Below are 13984 nucleotides of genomic sequence, written 5' to 3' on the forward strand. Positions count from 1 at the left end.
CTGTACCGGCCCTTTCGCGGGCTCGCCCGCTCCCACAGGGATATCACAGGGCCTGAGGCCGGTGGAATACCTGTGGGAGCGGGCGAGCCCGCGAAGAGGCCGGTATAGGCAACCACTGCCCTCAGCCCTTGCGCGGGTTGAGGGTCAACAGGGCCAAAACCCCCGCCACAATCCCCCAGAACGCCGACCCAATCGAGAACAAGGTCAGCCCCGAGGCCGTCACCATAAAGGTAATCACAGCCGCCTCCCGCTCACGCGCCTCGCTCATGGCCACGGTCAGCCCGTTCATGATCGAGCCGAACAGCGCCAGTGCGGCAATCGACAGCACCAGCTCTTTCGGCAGGGCCGCAAACAACGCCGCCAAAGTCGCGCCGAACACCCCGGCAATGCCGTAGAAAATCCCGCACCATACTGCCGCGGTGTAGCGCTTGGCAGGGTCTTCATGGGCATGCGGCCCGGTGCAGATCGCCGCGCTGATCGCCGCCAGGTTTACCCCGTGCGAACCGAAAGGCGCCAGCAGCAGCGAGGCAAAGCCGGTGGCCGAAATTAGCGGCGAGGCCGGCACCTGGTAGCCGTCGGCACGCAGCACGGCCACCCCGGGCATGTTCTGCGAGGTCATCGCCACCACAAACAGCGGAATGCCAATGCTGATGGTTGCCGCCAGCGAGAAGCTTGGTGTGGTCCACACCGGTTTGGCCACTTCCAGGTGGAAGCCGCTGAAGTCCAGCAGGCCCAGCGCGCCGGACAACGCCGTGCCTACCAGCAGTGAAGCCAGCACGCAGTAACGCGGCGACAGGCGCTTGACCAGCAGGTAGCTGAAGAACATGCCCAGCACCAGCAGTGTGCGGTGCTGCGCGGCAACGAAAATTTCGCTGCCGATCTTGAACAGGATGCCCGCCAGCAATGCCGAGGCCAGCGAAGCCGGAATGCGTTTGACCAGGCGCTCAAAGCTGCCCGTCAGGCCGCAGATGAGCACCAGCACGGCACAGGTGATGTAGGCACCAATGGCCTCGCCGTAGCTCACCCCGCCCAGGCTTGTGATCAGCAAAGCCGCGCCGGGGGTGGACCAGGCGATGGTGATCGGGGTGCGGTAGCGCAGCGACAGGCCGATGCTGCAAACCGCCATGCCGATCGACAGCGCCCAGATCCATGACGAGATCTGCGCGTTGGTCAACCCGGCCGCCTGGCCGGCCTGGAACATCAGCACCAGCGAACTGGTATAACCGGTAAGCATGGCAATAAAGCCGGCGACCACCGCCGACGGGGAGCTGTCTGCCAGGGGCCGCAGGCGTGCGGAAGTGGCATCGGTCATGAACAAAGTCCTTGTAAAGGTGTAAGCAGTTTTTTCAGACTACAGCGCGCAAGGTTGATCCTTGCCATACAGCGGCCATTGCTTTTAGCCGTACAGTCGCCAACTATTGGGCGCAAATGCAAAACTGCTTGGAAGGGGAGGGGCAATGTACAAGGTCTATGGCGACTACCAGTCGGGCAACTGCTACAAGGTCAAGCTGATGTTGAGCCTGTTGGGCCATTCGTATGAATGGCACCCGGTGGACATCCTCAAGGGCGAGACCGAAACACCCGAGTTCCTGGCGATGAACCCCAACGGCAAGGTGCCGGTGCTGGCGCTGGAAGACGGCAGCTACCTGTGGGAGTCCAATGCCATTCTCAACTTCCTGGCCGATGGCAGTGAGTTCCTGCCCAGCGAGCCGCGCCTGCGCACGCAGGTATTGCAGTGGCAGTTCTTCGAGCAGTACAGCCATGAGCCGTACATTGCCGTGGCGAGGTTCATCCAGTTCTACCTGGGGCTGCCGGACGACCGCCTGGAGGAGTACCGCAAGCTGCACAAGGGTGGCTACAAGGCGCTGAAGGTAATGGAGCGGCAGTTGCAGATGACGCCGTACCTGGTGGGTGAGCAGTACTCGATTGCCGATGTGGCGTTGTATGCATACACCCATGTGGCGCAGCAGGGCGGTTTTGACCTGGCTGACTACCCGGCAGTAAGGGCCTGGCTGGAGCGGGTTAGCAGCCACCCGCGGCATGTGCCGATGGTAGGATAGTTTTTAATTGTACCGGCCTCTTCGCGGGCGCGCCCGCTCCCACAGGTAAACCACAGTATTCAGCCTTGTGGTAATCCTGTGGGAGCGGGCATGCCCGCGAAAGGGCCGGCACAGGCTGTCAAAAAACTTCAGGCCGAAGCAAACCGCTCATCCAGGTAGGCAATGATGGCCTTGGACTCATACATCCAGGTCACCTTGCCACCTTCCTCGATGCGCAGGCACGGCACTTTCACCCGGCCGCCACCTTCTTGCAGGGCCTGGCGGTGCACCGGGTCGTTCTTGGCATCACGCAGCGCCACCGGCACGTTCAGCCGGTGCAGGGTGCGGCGGGTTTTTACGCAGAACGGGCAGGCATGGAATTGGTACAGCGCCAGGCCCTTGGCCGCTTGTTCGACGCGGGCCTGGGCGGCAGCGTCGCGCTTGCGCTTGGCCGGGCGGCTGATCCAGTCACCGAACACGATGAGCTGGCCGAGGCCAACCCGCAGGGCTTTGACGATCATGGGCAACTCCTGAAATGAAAAAGCCGACCCTGCAGGGTCGGCTTGGGGTCAGCAGCCAATCATTTGATCAGGCTGAGGAACTCGCTACGGGTGGCGGCGTTTTCGCGGAACTCGCCCAGCATCACCGAGGTGATCATGGTCGAGTTCTGCTTCTCGACACCGCGCATCATCATGCACATGTGCTTGGCTTCGACCACCACGGCTACGCCGGCGGCGCCAGTTACCTGCTGCACGGCTTCGGCGATCTGGCGGCTGAGGTTTTCCTGGATCTGCAGGCGGCGGGCGTACATGTCGACGATACGCGCGACCTTGGACAGGCCCAGTACCTTGCCCTTGGGCAGGTAGGCAACGTGTGCCTTGCCGATGAACGGCAGCATGTGGTGTTCGCACATCGAATACAGCTCGATGTCCCGGACCAGCACCATTTCGCTGTTGTCAGAGCTGAACAACGCGTTGTTGGTGACTTCTTCCAGGGTTTGCTCATAACCGCGGCAAAGGTATTTCATCGCCTTTGCTGCCCGCTTGGGCGTGTCGAGCAGGCCCTCACGGGAGACGTCCTCACCAATCTGGCTGAGGATCTCGGTGTAGTTCTGTTCCAGGGACATGGATCTACCTGTAGGAAAAATCGCAAAAACGAAGGGTACGGCGGTGCGGACGGCGCTGCAAGCGCGGCGTTACTCGTCGCGGCCTTCGAGCATGGTTCGCTTGAGCATTACATACACGGCACCGGTGCCACCGTGGCGGGCGCTGCACGAGGCAAAACCCAGCACCTGCGGGTGCTGGCGCAGCCAGGTGTTGACGTGGCTCTTGATCATCGGGCGCTTGCCGTCCAGGCGTGCGGCCTTGCCGTGGGTCACCCGCACGCAGCGCACCTCCAGCCTGGTGGCTTCGGCGATGAAGTCCCACAGGGTTTCGCGGGCCTTTTCCACGGTCATGCCGTGCAGGTCGAGGCTGCCTTCGAACGGAATCTGCCCCAGTTTCAGCTTGCGCAGCTGGCCTTCCTGCACGCCGTCGCGGCGCCACATCAGTTCGTCTTCGGCGCCAACGTCGATAACGAACTGATCGGACATGCCGTCGATCACCAGGGCCTTGTCGCTGCGCACTGTCGCTGCCTGGCGCAGGCCAGCCAGCTTCTGGCGGTCGGCCTTGGGCTTGCCGACGTCGGCACGGTCGTGGCGGATTTGCTTTACGCCGCGCACTTCAGCCTGGAACAGGGAAAAATCGTCGTCTTGCATGATGCCTCCACGTGGGCGGCGTAGTTTACGCGACTGTGGGGCAGTGTGCAGCCTGTGCTGGCCCTTTCGCGGGCACGCCCGCTCCCACAGGTACCCTGCTGCCCTCAGGCCCTGTGATATCCCTGTGGGAGCGGGCGTGCCCGCGAAAGGGCCAGTGCAAGCGATACAGCACTATCAATCGTGCTTTTTCATCAGGTGCGGCGACAGGTTCAACTCACGCCCGCGACGCAAGCGAATCCGGCTGCGCCGCCAAAACCGCACACCCAGCCACAACAGCAGCAAGCCAGCCCCGGCAAGGATGCTGGACAGTGGCTTGTTGGTGTTGAGTTCTTGCAGGGCAGGGTAGTTGCCCAGCAGGCCGGCAACGCCTGCCATGGCCAGCAACACGCCCAGGGTCGCCAGCAGGGCCGACAGGCCGGCCGCCAGGCGGGCGCCCCAGTTACGCGGTTGGCGCGGGCGCAGGCGCTTGGCGTCGAAACTGCCTTTAAGCTTCATTCCGCTCTCCTCTGTGGATATCCGGAATTCGACCTGCTGCCGCCCATCGGGTTCCGCCCGGCTGCCGGGCGGTCGCGCCCGGTCGCTTAGATCAGGCTGGCGGTGGGGGCCACGCAAGCGAAGTTGTCGGCCATCACGGCCATTTCGCACTGGTGGATCTGCGCGGCCGGGATGACGCCATCCTTGAAGGCCAGGTCGCGGGTCGCCGAGGCGTCTTCCACCAGGGTGCAACGGTAACCATAGTCCTTGGCGCGGCGCACGGTGGTGCTGACGCTGGAGTGGCTCATGAAACCGCAGACAATCAGGTCCAGATGGCCCAGCGCCTGGAGTGTTTCGTGCAGCTGGGTGTTCTTGAAGGCGTTGGGCATGCGCTTTTCAATGACGATTTCGCCTTCCTGCGGCTCGAGCCCCGGAATGAACTGGCCGGCCGGGCCCTGTGGGTCGAAGCGGCCACCGACAGTGCCCAGGTGGCGAACATGGATGATCGGGCGGCCGCTTTTGCGTGCAGCGTCGAGCAACCGGGCGATGTTGGCCACGGCCTCGTCCATGCCCGACAGCTGCAGGGGCCCACTGAGGTACTCCTTTTGCGCATCGATGATGATCAGGCTGGCGTGGCTCAGCTTGGCCGGCGGGTAATCGCGGCCAGTGAGGCGGAACATCGTGGTTGGAACGGACATCAAGGGCTCCTTCGATAGGGCTTTTGTATACCTATTCTCCCCTGCCTTGGCGCCAATGGGAATGGTTGACAACGTAAGCGGCATGATTACTGGCCTGTGGCTAGCCATTGGGCAAGGCAAACAAACAAATGTGCGGGTGGGGCTGTTAGACTTTTGTCCGGTCTTAATCAGGAGTACCCCGTGATCACATCCCGCCTGCGCACGCTGCGCGACTACATCCGCTGGGCGGTCAGCCGCTTCCACGAGCACGACCTGTTCTTCGGCCACGGCGCCGACAACGCCTGGGACGAAGCCCGCCTGCTGGTACTGGGTGCCGTGCACCTGCCGTGGGAGGTCGCCGACAGCTACCTGGACTGCATGCTCGAGGACGACGAGCGTGTGCGCCTGCAGCACCTGCTCAAGCGCCGTATCGAAGAGCGCGTGCCGGCCGCCTACCTGCTGGGCGAGGCGTGGTTCTGCGGCATGTCGTTCATCGTCGACGAGCGGGTGCTGGTGCCGCGTTCACCCATTGGCGAACTGATCGAAAAACGTTTCGAGCCGTGGCTGGCCAGCGAGCCGGCGCGCATTCTGGACCTGTGCACCGGCTCGGGCTGCATCGGCATCGTCGCCGCCGACGTGTTCCCCGAGGCCGAGGTAGTACTGGCCGACCTGTCGTTCCAGGCCCTTGAAGTGGCCAACCAGAATATCGAACGCCACGGCCTGGATGGCCGCGTGTACACGGTGCAGGGCGATGGCTTTGGCGGTTTGCCGGGGCAGCGTTTCGACCTGATCCTGTCCAACCCGCCGTATGTCGATGCCGAAGACTTCGACGACATGCCGGCCGAGTACCACCACGAGCCTGAGCTGGGCCTGGCCTGTGGCAACGACGGCCTGGACCTGGTGCGGCGCATGCTGGCCGAAGCGGCCGAGCACCTGACCGACAAAGGCTTGCTGATTGTTGAAGTGGGCAACAGCCAGGTGCACGTCGAGGCGCTGTACCCCGAGGTGGACTTTGCCTGGCTGGAATTCGAGCGTGGCGGGCATGGGGTGTTCATGCTGACGGCCGAGCAGTGCCGCCAGCACCAGGAGCTGTTCAAGGCCCGGGTCTGAGTCTGGAGGGGGCTGCTTTGCAGCCCATTCGCGGGCTTGCCCGCTCCCACAGGGATATCACCGGTCCATGTGGGAGCAGGCAACGCGGTGTCAGCGAGTGGCAATCCAGATCAACAACCCCGCCTGAAACACCGCAAACGCTACCAGGCAGGTAATGGTAAAGCGCAACCCGCCGTCTTCACGCTGGTATTTGGCCACCCGCTCATCGCGCTCGCGCAGTTGCGCTTCCTTCTCCTGCAACTGCTGATCGGCCTGCTGCAACAGGTTGGCCGCATCCAGAATCTCCACCCGCTGCACGCGCTCGCTGCTCCAGGCCGCCTTGAGCTGGCCCACGGTCATGTCCACGGTGCGGCCCTTCAGGTGCTGGCCATCTTCGTACTCCACTTCAATGCCCACCCCGCGCAAGCAGTGGTCGCGGCGCAGGCGTGACTCTTCGCTCAGCGCATCCTTGCTTGCCAGCGGCATGCCCTCTACCCGGTAGTGCGACCACTTGCGCTGCAGCCACAGCACGGCCTGGGCCAGCATGAAGCGGCCGATGCCGCGGTTCACAGGCTCCAGTTGCAGGCCGTGCTCATTGCCAATGCGCACCAGGCGTTCGTCATGGTCAACGCGGATGTCCAGGCGGTTCTGTTCCTTGTGCACTTTCTGCCCGGGTAGCTGGATCTCCATGCGCAACAGGCTATTGGCCTTGTCATGGCGCTCGGCATAGCCGAACTGCACAAAGCGCAGCGGCCGGGCGCCGGTGCTGCGGTCGGTGGGCAGGGCGGCCAGGCGCAGCAGCTGGAAGTGTTCGACGGCAAGGTCGGCCCAGGGCAGGGCGGCGCTTGGCTGGGGGTCTTCGGCCGGCTCTACGGCGGCGGGGGCGGTCGTCATCAGGGCTTGTCCTCGGCTATGCCTGCTGTATCGGCAGGCTTGCCGCGGACCTGAGCCCGTTTCGCTTACGCCGCAGGCAAATGCTGGATGAACGTCACAATTTGCTCACCCAGCTCGCGCGCCAGCGGCAGCTCGGGGTTGAGGTAGCTGTCGCGCTGCTGGCTCATGCCTTTCGGGCTGATGCGCAGCATGTGGTTCATGCCGTCGATCAACACCAGTTGCGCGTCCGGCTTGGCTGCTTTCAGCCGCTCGGCATCATCAACGTCCACCTGCACGTCGTTGCGCCCCTGCACGATCAGGGCGGGCATGGGCAGGCGGGCAAAGGCCGCCGCCGGGTTTTGCCGGAACAGTGAAATCAGGTACGGCTGCACGCTGGGGCGGAACACCTGGCGCAGCGGTGCCGGCACCTCCAGGCTGGTTTGCCCGGCTTGCAGGCGATCGAGCAGGGCGCTGCCACCGGCCAGTTGCGCTGGCGGCAGGCGCTGGGCCAGTTGTTCGCGCAGCACCTCGGCCAGTGGCCTGCCGCTGCCGGCGAGGGTGATGACCGCACTGGCACCGGCCTGCTCGGCGGCCAGGCTGGCGATCAGCGCGCCCTCGCTGTGGCCGATGAGAATCAGCGGGCCGAAGCGCGGGTCGGCCTTGAGCTTGTGGCTCCAGGCGACCACATCGGCCACGTAGCGATCCACGCTGAGGTCTCGCTCGTCGGGCGTGGCCGGCTGGCTGGCGGCTACCCCGCGCTTGTCGTAGCGCACGCTGGCGATGTGCTCGTTGGCCAGCAGCAGGGCCAGGCGCTTGAGGTTGTCGACCCGGCCCGACGCCGGGTTGTTGCCGTCACGGTCGGTGGGCCCGGAGCCGGCGATGATCAGCACCACCGGTGGTGGGGTGGCCTGTTGCGGCAATAGCAGGCTGCCGTGCAGCACGCCCTGGCCGGTATCCAGGTCGATGGGGCGTTGCAGCACGGTGGGGGTGGCGGCCTGAGCCAGGCTGGTGCACAGCAGGAAGAGCAAGGCGACGAAGCGCGACATCATGCGGTACTACATGGGGAGATGGTGGTTTGACCCAATGTTTTCGGGAAGGTTCTCGGGGTGCGCATGGCAGGTTCGGCCTCTTCGCGGGCATGCCCGCTCCCACAGGTATTTCACAATGTTCAGGTCTGTGGGAGCGGGCGTGCCCGCGAAGAGGCCAGCACAGGCGATCAAACCATCTGTATACTGCCCCTTTCGTCCATTTCAGGCAGATCTCGCGGAGCGTCCATGTCCGGCAATACCTACGGCAAGCTGTTCACTGTCACCACCGCTGGCGAAAGCCATGGCCCGGCATTGGTCGCCATTGTCGATGGATGCCCACCGGGCCTGGAAATTTCCCTGACCGACCTGCAGCACGACCTCGACCGGCGCAAGCCCGGCACCAGCCGGCACACCACCCAGCGCCAGGAAGCCGACGAGGTGGAAATCCTCTCCGGCGTGTTCGAAGGCCGCACCACCGGCTGCTCGATCGGCTTGCTGATCCGCAACACCGACCAGAAGTCCAAGGACTATTCGGCCATCAAGGACCTGTTCCGCCCGGCCCATGCCGATTACACCTACCACCACAAGTACGGTATCCGCGACTACCGCGGCGGTGGCCGCAGTTCGGCCCGCGAAACTGCCATGCGCGTGGCTGCTGGCGCCATCGCCAAGAAGTACCTGGCCACCCAGGGCATCACCGTGCGTGGCTACATGAGCCAGCTGGGCCCGATCGAAATCCCGTTCAAGACCTGGGAATCGGTAGAGCAGAATGCTTTCTTCAGCCCCGACCCGGACAAGGTGCCGGAGCTTGAGGCTTACATGGACCAGCTGCGCCGTGACCAGGATTCGGTGGGTGCCAAGATCACCGTGGTGGCCGAGGGCGTAATGCCAGGCCTGGGCGAACCGATCTTCGACCGCCTGGATGCCGAACTGGCCCACGCGCTGATGAGCATCAACGCAGTCAAGGGCGTGGAAATCGGCGCCGGCTTTGCCAGCGTGGCCCAACGCGGCACCGAGCACCGTGACGAGCTGACCCCGCAAGGCTTCCTCAGCAACAACGCTGGCGGCATCCTGGGTGGTATTTCCTCGGGTCAGCCGATCGTTGCCCACCTGGCATTGAAGCCTACCTCCAGCATTACCACCCCGGGCCGCTCGATCGACATCGACGGCAACCCGGTGGACGTTATCACCAAAGGCCGCCACGACCCGTGCGTGGGCATCCGCGCCACGCCGATCGCCGAGGCGATGATGGCCATCGCGCTGATGGACCACCTGCTGCGCCACCGCGCGCAGAATGCTGATGTGAATGTGAATACCCCGGTGCTGGGCCAGCTCTGATTCACCCGTGCCGGCCTCTTCGCGGGCTTGCCCGCTCCCACAGGTAATGCGCTGCCCTCGGGCCCAGTGATATCCCTGTGGGAGCGGGCAAGCCCGCGAAGAGGCCGGCCCAGGTTCCCACAAGGCCACCCCATGCAACCCATCCCCTACTGGCGCCTGTCCAGCTTCTACCTGTTCTACTTCGCCTTGCTAGGTTCCACCGCCCCCTTCCTGGCGTTGTACTTCGACCACCTGGGTTTCTCCCCGGCGCGCATCGGCGAGCTGGTGGCCATCCCCATGCTGATGCGCTGCGTCGCCCCCAACCTGTGGGGCTGGCTGGGCGACCGCACCGGGCAACGCTTGCTGATCGTGCGCCTGGGGGCGTTGTGTACCCTGGCCACCTTCGCCCTGATCTTCTTCGGCAAAAGCTACGCCTGGCTGGCGCTGGTGATGGCCCTGCATGCGTTCTTCTGGCACGCGGTGCTGCCGCAGTTCGAGGTCATCACCCTGGCCCACCTGCACGGGCAAACATCGCGCTACAGCCAGGTGCGCCTGTGGGGCTCGATCGGCTTCATCCTTACCGTGGTGGGCCTGGGCCGCCTGTTCGAATGGCTGAGCCTGGACATCTACCCGGTGGCGCTGGTCACGATCATGGCCGGCATCGTTGCCGCCAGCCTGTGGGTGCCCAACGCACAACCTGTGGAGCAGGGCGAGCGCAGCCGTGCGGGTGGCTTCCTGCTGCAGCTGCGGGCCCCAGGGGTGATCGCGTTCTACGCCTGCGTGGCGCTGATGCAGCTAAGCCATGGGCCGTATTACACCTTCCTTACCCTGCACCTCGAGCACTTGGGTTACAGCCGCAGTGCCATTGGCCTGCTGTGGGCGCTGGGCGTGGTGGCCGAAGTGCTGATGTTCATGGTCATGAGCCGCCTGTTTGCCCGCTTCAGTGTGCAGCGCGTGTTGCTGGTGAGCTTCCTGCTGGCGGCCTTGCGCTGGCTGTTACTGGGCAACCTGGCGGGTGAGCCTGCTGTACTGATCTTTGCCCAGTTGCTGCACGCGGCCACATTTGGTTGCTTCCATGCCGCCAGCATCGCCTTCGTGCAGGCCAGCTTCGGCGCCCGCCAGCAGGGCCAAGGGCAGGCGTTGTATGCGGCGCTGTCGGGCACCGGTGGTGCCTTGGGGGCGTTGTATTCGGGTTACAGCTGGAAACTGCTGGGGCCCACCTTCACCTTTGGTATGGCCAGTGCCGCAGCTTTGGCCGCAGCCGTTATCATTGCCCTTTGTTCGCAACCGACCAGGACCCGCCCCTGATGAGCATTCTCAGTGTTTTCCACCCCTCAAGCCCGGAACTGCCGAACAAGGTGTTGACCCACCACGACGACATCGCTGCCACCCTGGCCGAGCAGGGCGTGCGCTTTGCCCATGCCGAGCACGGCCTGCGGGTGCGACCTGGCACGGCCCGCGAAGAGGTGCTGGAGACGTGCCGTGAATACCTTGATCAGCTGATGACGTCACACGGCAGCAAAGCCTTCGTGTTGTTGAACCGTGAGGGTGACGACCCGGTGCAGGCCGATGTGCGTGATGAACATGTGCATGACGCCGACGAGGTGTTTGCCGTGGTCAGCGGGCGGGCTCAGGTTGGGCTGCGCTTGGGCGACTGGGTGTGTTCGCTGCTGTGCGAGAAGGGTGACCTGCTGGTAGTGCCGGCGGGGACGCGGCGCTGGGTTGAGCTGGGGGATAAGCCGTTTTGCCTGGCGTTTCGGTTGTATGGCAGCGAGCAGGGCGTGCAGGCGCAATTTACCGGGGACGTGACTGCGCGGGCGTTTCTGGGGATCGACGAGTTGTAATGCCTGTGCTGGCCTCTTCGCGGGCTCGCCCGCTCCCACAGGGATATCACTGTCCAGTAGGGCAGCGCTGAATCTGTGGGAGCGGGCGAGCCCGCGAAGAGGCCAGATCAGGCAACGTAAAATTCAACGATAAGTCGGCAGGGCAAAGCGCTGCTGGCTCTGCAACATCGAAATCACAGGCAACTCACTGGCCTGTTCAGCCAGGTCCCGGCGAATGGCGCTGATCGCCCAGGACAGCTGCTCGGCACTGTGCAGTTGCCCATAGGTGAGCACCCGGCGGGTAACCTTGCCATCCGCTGCGCGCAGGGTCAGCAACACACCGCCGTCAGGGCGGGCCTGGGTTTTCACCTGGTAAGCAGAAAATACCGAGACGAACTTTTGCTGGATGAGGTCCATATCAACTCCTGGCTGTTGTGTGGCAGACATGAGTGGATAGTTGCAGCGACCGTGCCAGAACGCGAATTCAGGAAAACCCCGTAAATACAGGAGCTTAGGTAGATTGTACAGAAGCACCATCGTGCAGCCTGCATGGTCATGCATTTTGCACAGTGCATTTTGCACGGGTCAGCCATTGCCTATCAGCCCCATAGAAACTGAACCTTTGACCACACTGGCATGCCTGACAAAAAATTGGGCAATCATTTCTGCCAGGAGGTTCCAATGACTCGCCAAGCCGCCCCCGCCACCATGACCGACGACGAAACCGCCGCATTCGCCGAGCAGGTATTCGAACGTGCCCGCCAGGGCGATGCCGAAATGCTCGAGCGCCTGCTTGGCAGCGGCCTGCCGGCCAACCTGCGCAATCACAAGGGAGACACGCTGCTGATGCTGGCGAGCTACCACGGCCACCACGATGCAGTACGCGTGCTGCTGGCCAACGGTGCCGACCCGCTGATTGCCAATGACAATGGCCAGCTGCCCATTGCCGGGGCCGCATTCAAGGGTGACCTGGCCATGATCCGCCTGCTGCTGGAGCATGGCGTGCCGGTGGATGCTGCCGCACAGGACGGGCGCACCGCACTGATGTTGGCGGCCATGTTCAACCGCTGCGAAATCCTCGACTTCCTGTTGGCCCAGGGTGCCGACGCGGCGCGCCAGGATGCCCGTGGTGCGACTGCGCTGATGGCGGCGCAAACCATGGGCGCAGTGGACGCTGCCGCACGCCTGCAAACGCTGGTCGGTTAACCGCAAGGGGGCATTTGCGGCTATCCTTGGCGACTTTTCACCCGTCGCAGGCCCCTTTCATGAAAACTCAGTTGCTCGAATTCATCAGCCTCATTGGCGCCGGCTGCATGCGCGAGGCCGATATCGAGCGCATCGCCGACGAGGCCGCCCAGGCCTATGCCGACCCGGCCGCCTTCCTCGCCGCCAACCCTGATATCAACTACGACGACACCTTCCCGATGCCGCTGGGTGAATGGGTGGTACTGGGCAGCCTGCCGGACACCGTGGTGTTCCAGGCCGACAGCTACCAGGACCTTTTCCAGCAGATCAGCGACTCGTTCGACAACAGCGTGCCGTTCACCCTCAAGCCCAAGCAGCTGGCCCGCACCGAGCCACTGACCGCGCTCAACCGCATTCAGGTGCAGATGGGGGCGTTGAACAAAGAGGCCGGGGGTTATGTGCTGCTGAACTTCAGCCAGTTGCTGGATGACGAGTTGCAGATGGTGATGGTGGGGCAGAACGACCTGGCTCGGGTGCTGGAGTTGGGGGCTGAGGTGGGCATCAAGGTTGAGCCGGCGCTGGAAGCCCTGAAGGTCGCCGTCCACATTTGAGTTCACCTATTGCTTCTTCGCGGGCTTGCCCGCTCCCACAGGCACATCACTGGACCTGAGGGCAGTGGAGTTCCTGTGGGAGCGGGCGAGCCCGCGAAGAGGCCAGTACAGGCAGCGTGAACCTTCAGCCCAGCGCCGTATCCAGAAACATCATCACCGCAAACCCACCCATCAACCCCAGCGTCGCCGCCGTCTGGTGCCCGTTGCGGTGGGTTTCGGGTATCACTTCGTGGCTGACCACAAAGATCATCGCCCCGGCCGCCAGGCCCATGCTGATCGGGTAGGCGAGGGCAAAGCCGGTGGAGATCCCCAGCCCGATCACCGCCCCCAACGGCTCCATCAACCCCGAGCCGACCGCCACCAGCGCAGCCTTGAGGCTCGACAGCCCGGTAGCACGCAATGCCAGCGCCACAGCCAGCCCTTCAGGGATGTCCTGGATGGCGATGGCACTGGTCAGCGGCAGGCCGATATTCATGTCGCCATTGGCAAAGCTCACACCAATCGCCATGCCTTCAGGCAGGTTGTGCAAGGTGATCGCCAACACAAACAGCCACACCCTGCTGATGCGCTCGGCCTCGGGGCCGCAGGGGCCGGTGCTTTCGTGTTCGTGCGGGGTGAAACGGTCCAGGCCCAGCATCAACAGCACACCCAGGCCCATGCCCAGCACCACGGTAAACGCCGCAGCCGGGCCGTTGCCGGTGATCTCGCGGGCGGCATCCAGGCCCGGCAGAATCAGCGAAAACGAACTGGCGGCCAGCATCATGCCGGCGGCAAAACCCAGCATCACGTCCTGGGTGCGGGCACTGACATCGCGTAGCACCACTGCCAGCACCGCGCCCAGGGCGGTGGCGCCAAAGCCCGACAACCCGCCCAGCACGGCCAGGTGCAGGTTGTCGGCGTGGTCGCCATTTACCGCGTTCCACAGGCTGGCGCCCAGCAACACGATCACCGCCAGCAGGCTAAGGCCCAGGCCGGCGCTGAGCCAGGGGGTATTCACGACCTGCTGGCGCCAGGCGCTCAGCAATGAGGGTGGGGCGGCACTTTGCGTGTGGGCGGGGGGCATGCGAACCTCGAATCAGTGAATACTGGCAGTCTACTCAGGGACCTGTGCC

General features: G+C 63.9%; 17 protein-coding genes. 7 read left to right on the top strand and 10 right to left on the bottom strand.

Annotation, left to right across the window (positions count from 1 at the left end; translation table 11 throughout):
• Positions 1 to 121: 121 nt before the first annotated feature.
• Positions 122 to 1312 (bottom strand): benzoate/H(+) symporter BenE family transporter, encoded by a 1191-nt coding sequence (locus tag ACFY9W_RS02290; protein ID WP_391125175.1) that lies wholly within the window; start codon positions 1310 to 1312, stop codon positions 122 to 124.
• A 145-nt stretch (positions 1313 to 1457) separates the two neighbouring features.
• On the opposite strand from ACFY9W_RS02290, the gene ACFY9W_RS02295 reads away from it, so the two are divergent.
• On the top strand, positions 1458 to 2060 hold the full coding sequence (locus ACFY9W_RS02295) for a glutathione S-transferase N-terminal domain-containing protein (protein WP_391125178.1): 603 nt from the start codon (positions 1458 to 1460) through the stop codon (positions 2058 to 2060).
• A gap of 128 nt (positions 2061 to 2188) precedes the next feature.
• Here ACFY9W_RS02295 and ACFY9W_RS02300 read toward each other — a convergent pair whose 3' ends face one another.
• The 5 genes from ACFY9W_RS02300 to ACFY9W_RS02320 all read right to left on the bottom strand — a co-directional run bounded on the left by ACFY9W_RS02300 (position 2189) and on the right by ACFY9W_RS02320 (position 4967).
• Positions 2189 to 2560: a glutaredoxin domain-containing protein gene (locus ACFY9W_RS02300; protein ID WP_060709792.1), complete on the bottom strand. Its 372-nt coding sequence runs from the start codon at positions 2558 to 2560 to the stop codon at positions 2189 to 2191.
• Between the two features lie 59 nt (positions 2561 to 2619).
• The gene (folE, locus tag ACFY9W_RS02305; RefSeq protein ID WP_012271077.1) at positions 2620 to 3165 is read right to left on the bottom strand and encodes a GTP cyclohydrolase I FolE; all 546 of its coding nucleotides are present in this window, start codon (positions 3163 to 3165) and stop codon (positions 2620 to 2622) included.
• A gap of 69 nt (positions 3166 to 3234) precedes the next feature.
• On the bottom strand, positions 3235 to 3795 hold the full coding sequence (locus ACFY9W_RS02310) for a Smr/MutS family protein (protein ID WP_391125181.1): 561 nt from the start codon (positions 3793 to 3795) through the stop codon (positions 3235 to 3237).
• Positions 3796 to 3969: 174 nt separating this feature from the next.
• Positions 3970 to 4290 (bottom strand): hypothetical protein, encoded by a 321-nt coding sequence (locus ACFY9W_RS02315; protein WP_391125184.1) that lies wholly within the window; start codon positions 4288 to 4290, stop codon positions 3970 to 3972.
• Between the two features lie 86 nt (positions 4291 to 4376).
• Complete coding sequence (locus ACFY9W_RS02320; protein ID WP_391125187.1) at positions 4377 to 4967, bottom strand: isochorismatase family protein; 591 nt, start codon at positions 4965 to 4967, stop codon at positions 4377 to 4379.
• 180 nt (positions 4968 to 5147) lie between these two features.
• On the opposite strand from ACFY9W_RS02320, the gene prmB reads away from it, so the two are divergent.
• A complete protein-coding gene (gene prmB, locus ACFY9W_RS02325) occupies positions 5148 to 6056 on the top strand; it encodes a 50S ribosomal protein L3 N(5)-glutamine methyltransferase (RefSeq protein ID WP_391125190.1) in 909 nt (302 codons plus the stop codon).
• A 90-nt stretch (positions 6057 to 6146) separates the two neighbouring features.
• Here the strand turns inward: prmB and ACFY9W_RS02330 are convergent, their stop codons facing one another.
• Together ACFY9W_RS02330 and ACFY9W_RS02335 are read right to left on the bottom strand one after the other, a co-directional pair.
• Positions 6147 to 6929, bottom strand: coding sequence for a hypothetical protein (locus ACFY9W_RS02330; protein WP_391125193.1), 783 nt, complete (start codon positions 6927 to 6929; stop codon positions 6147 to 6149).
• A gap of 65 nt (positions 6930 to 6994) precedes the next feature.
• Positions 6995 to 7957, bottom strand: coding sequence for an alpha/beta fold hydrolase (locus ACFY9W_RS02335; protein WP_391125195.1), 963 nt, complete (start codon positions 7955 to 7957; stop codon positions 6995 to 6997).
• 225 nt (positions 7958 to 8182) lie between these two features.
• On the opposite strand from ACFY9W_RS02335, the gene aroC reads away from it, so the two are divergent.
• From aroC to ACFY9W_RS02350, 3 genes are all read left to right on the top strand, one after another.
• Complete coding sequence (aroC, locus tag ACFY9W_RS02340; RefSeq protein ID WP_391125198.1) at positions 8183 to 9274, top strand: chorismate synthase; 1092 nt, start codon at positions 8183 to 8185, stop codon at positions 9272 to 9274.
• 132 nt (positions 9275 to 9406) lie between these two features.
• Positions 9407 to 10561, top strand: a complete 1155-nt coding sequence (locus tag ACFY9W_RS02345; RefSeq protein ID WP_391125201.1) for an MFS transporter — start codon at positions 9407 to 9409, stop codon at positions 10559 to 10561.
• Positions 10561 to 11097: an oxidase gene (locus tag ACFY9W_RS02350; protein ID WP_391125204.1), complete on the top strand. Its 537-nt coding sequence runs from the start codon at positions 10561 to 10563 to the stop codon at positions 11095 to 11097. Before ACFY9W_RS02345 ends, ACFY9W_RS02350 begins: the two co-directional genes overlap by 1 nt.
• Positions 11098 to 11220: 123 nt before the next feature.
• On the opposite strand, the gene ACFY9W_RS02355 is transcribed toward ACFY9W_RS02350, so the two are convergent.
• On the bottom strand, positions 11221 to 11493 hold the full coding sequence (locus ACFY9W_RS02355) for a DUF3509 domain-containing protein (RefSeq protein WP_391125206.1): 273 nt from the start codon (positions 11491 to 11493) through the stop codon (positions 11221 to 11223).
• Between the two features lie 264 nt (positions 11494 to 11757).
• Between ACFY9W_RS02355 and ACFY9W_RS02360 the strand changes: the two genes are divergently transcribed.
• Together ACFY9W_RS02360 and ACFY9W_RS02365 are read left to right on the top strand one after the other, a co-directional pair.
• Positions 11758 to 12282 (top strand): ankyrin repeat domain-containing protein, encoded by a 525-nt coding sequence (locus ACFY9W_RS02360; RefSeq protein ID WP_391125209.1) that lies wholly within the window; start codon positions 11758 to 11760, stop codon positions 12280 to 12282.
• Positions 12283 to 12341: 59 nt separating this feature from the next.
• Positions 12342 to 12872, top strand: a complete 531-nt coding sequence (locus tag ACFY9W_RS02365; RefSeq protein WP_391125212.1) for a hypothetical protein — start codon at positions 12342 to 12344, stop codon at positions 12870 to 12872.
• Positions 12873 to 12996: 124 nt separating this feature from the next.
• Here the strand turns inward: ACFY9W_RS02365 and ACFY9W_RS02370 are convergent, their stop codons facing one another.
• On the bottom strand, positions 12997 to 13935 hold the full coding sequence (locus ACFY9W_RS02370) for a ZIP family metal transporter (protein ID WP_391125215.1): 939 nt from the start codon (positions 13933 to 13935) through the stop codon (positions 12997 to 12999).
• Positions 13936 to 13984: the final 49 nt, after the last annotated feature.

Origin of the sequence: Pseudomonas sp. NPDC008258, from assembly GCF_042956345.1 — a bacterium.
Lineage (GTDB): Bacteria > Pseudomonadota > Gammaproteobacteria > Pseudomonadales > Pseudomonadaceae > Aquipseudomonas.

Excerpts from the sequence above, each read along its gene's own strand:
- ACFY9W_RS02320 (WP_391125187.1), bottom strand. The coding sequence starts at position 4,967 with ATGTCCGTTCCAACCACGATGTTCCGCCTCACTGGCCGCGATTACCCG.
- ACFY9W_RS02330 (WP_391125193.1), bottom strand. The coding sequence starts at position 6,929 with ATGACGACCGCCCCCGCCGCCGTAGAGCCGGCCGAAGACCCCCAGCCA.
- ACFY9W_RS02290 (WP_391125175.1), bottom strand. The coding sequence starts at position 1,312 with ATGACCGATGCCACTTCCGCACGCCTGCGGCCCCTGGCAGACAGCTCC.
- ACFY9W_RS02370 (WP_391125215.1), bottom strand. The coding sequence starts at position 13,935 with ATGCCCCCCGCCCACACGCAAAGTGCCGCCCCACCCTCATTGCTGAGC.
- ACFY9W_RS02355 (WP_391125206.1), bottom strand. The coding sequence starts at position 11,493 with ATGGACCTCATCCAGCAAAAGTTCGTCTCGGTATTTTCTGCTTACCAG.
- ACFY9W_RS02350 (WP_391125204.1), top strand. The coding sequence starts at position 10,561 with ATGAGCATTCTCAGTGTTTTCCACCCCTCAAGCCCGGAACTGCCGAAC.
- ACFY9W_RS02295 (WP_391125178.1), top strand. The coding sequence starts at position 1,458 with ATGTACAAGGTCTATGGCGACTACCAGTCGGGCAACTGCTACAAGGTC.
- ACFY9W_RS02345 (WP_391125201.1), top strand. The coding sequence starts at position 9,407 with ATGCAACCCATCCCCTACTGGCGCCTGTCCAGCTTCTACCTGTTCTAC.
- ACFY9W_RS02310 (WP_391125181.1), bottom strand. The coding sequence starts at position 3,795 with ATGCAAGACGACGATTTTTCCCTGTTCCAGGCTGAAGTGCGCGGCGTA.
- ACFY9W_RS02335 (WP_391125195.1), bottom strand. The coding sequence starts at position 7,957 with ATGATGTCGCGCTTCGTCGCCTTGCTCTTCCTGCTGTGCACCAGCCTG.
- ACFY9W_RS02315 (WP_391125184.1), bottom strand. The coding sequence starts at position 4,290 with ATGAAGCTTAAAGGCAGTTTCGACGCCAAGCGCCTGCGCCCGCGCCAA.
- aroC (WP_391125198.1), top strand. The coding sequence starts at position 8,183 with ATGTCCGGCAATACCTACGGCAAGCTGTTCACTGTCACCACCGCTGGC.
- folE (WP_012271077.1), bottom strand. The coding sequence starts at position 3,165 with ATGTCCCTGGAACAGAACTACACCGAGATCCTCAGCCAGATTGGTGAG.
- ACFY9W_RS02360 (WP_391125209.1), top strand. The coding sequence starts at position 11,758 with ATGACTCGCCAAGCCGCCCCCGCCACCATGACCGACGACGAAACCGCC.
- ACFY9W_RS02300 (WP_060709792.1), bottom strand. The coding sequence starts at position 2,560 with ATGATCGTCAAAGCCCTGCGGGTTGGCCTCGGCCAGCTCATCGTGTTC.
- ACFY9W_RS02365 (WP_391125212.1), top strand. The coding sequence starts at position 12,342 with ATGAAAACTCAGTTGCTCGAATTCATCAGCCTCATTGGCGCCGGCTGC.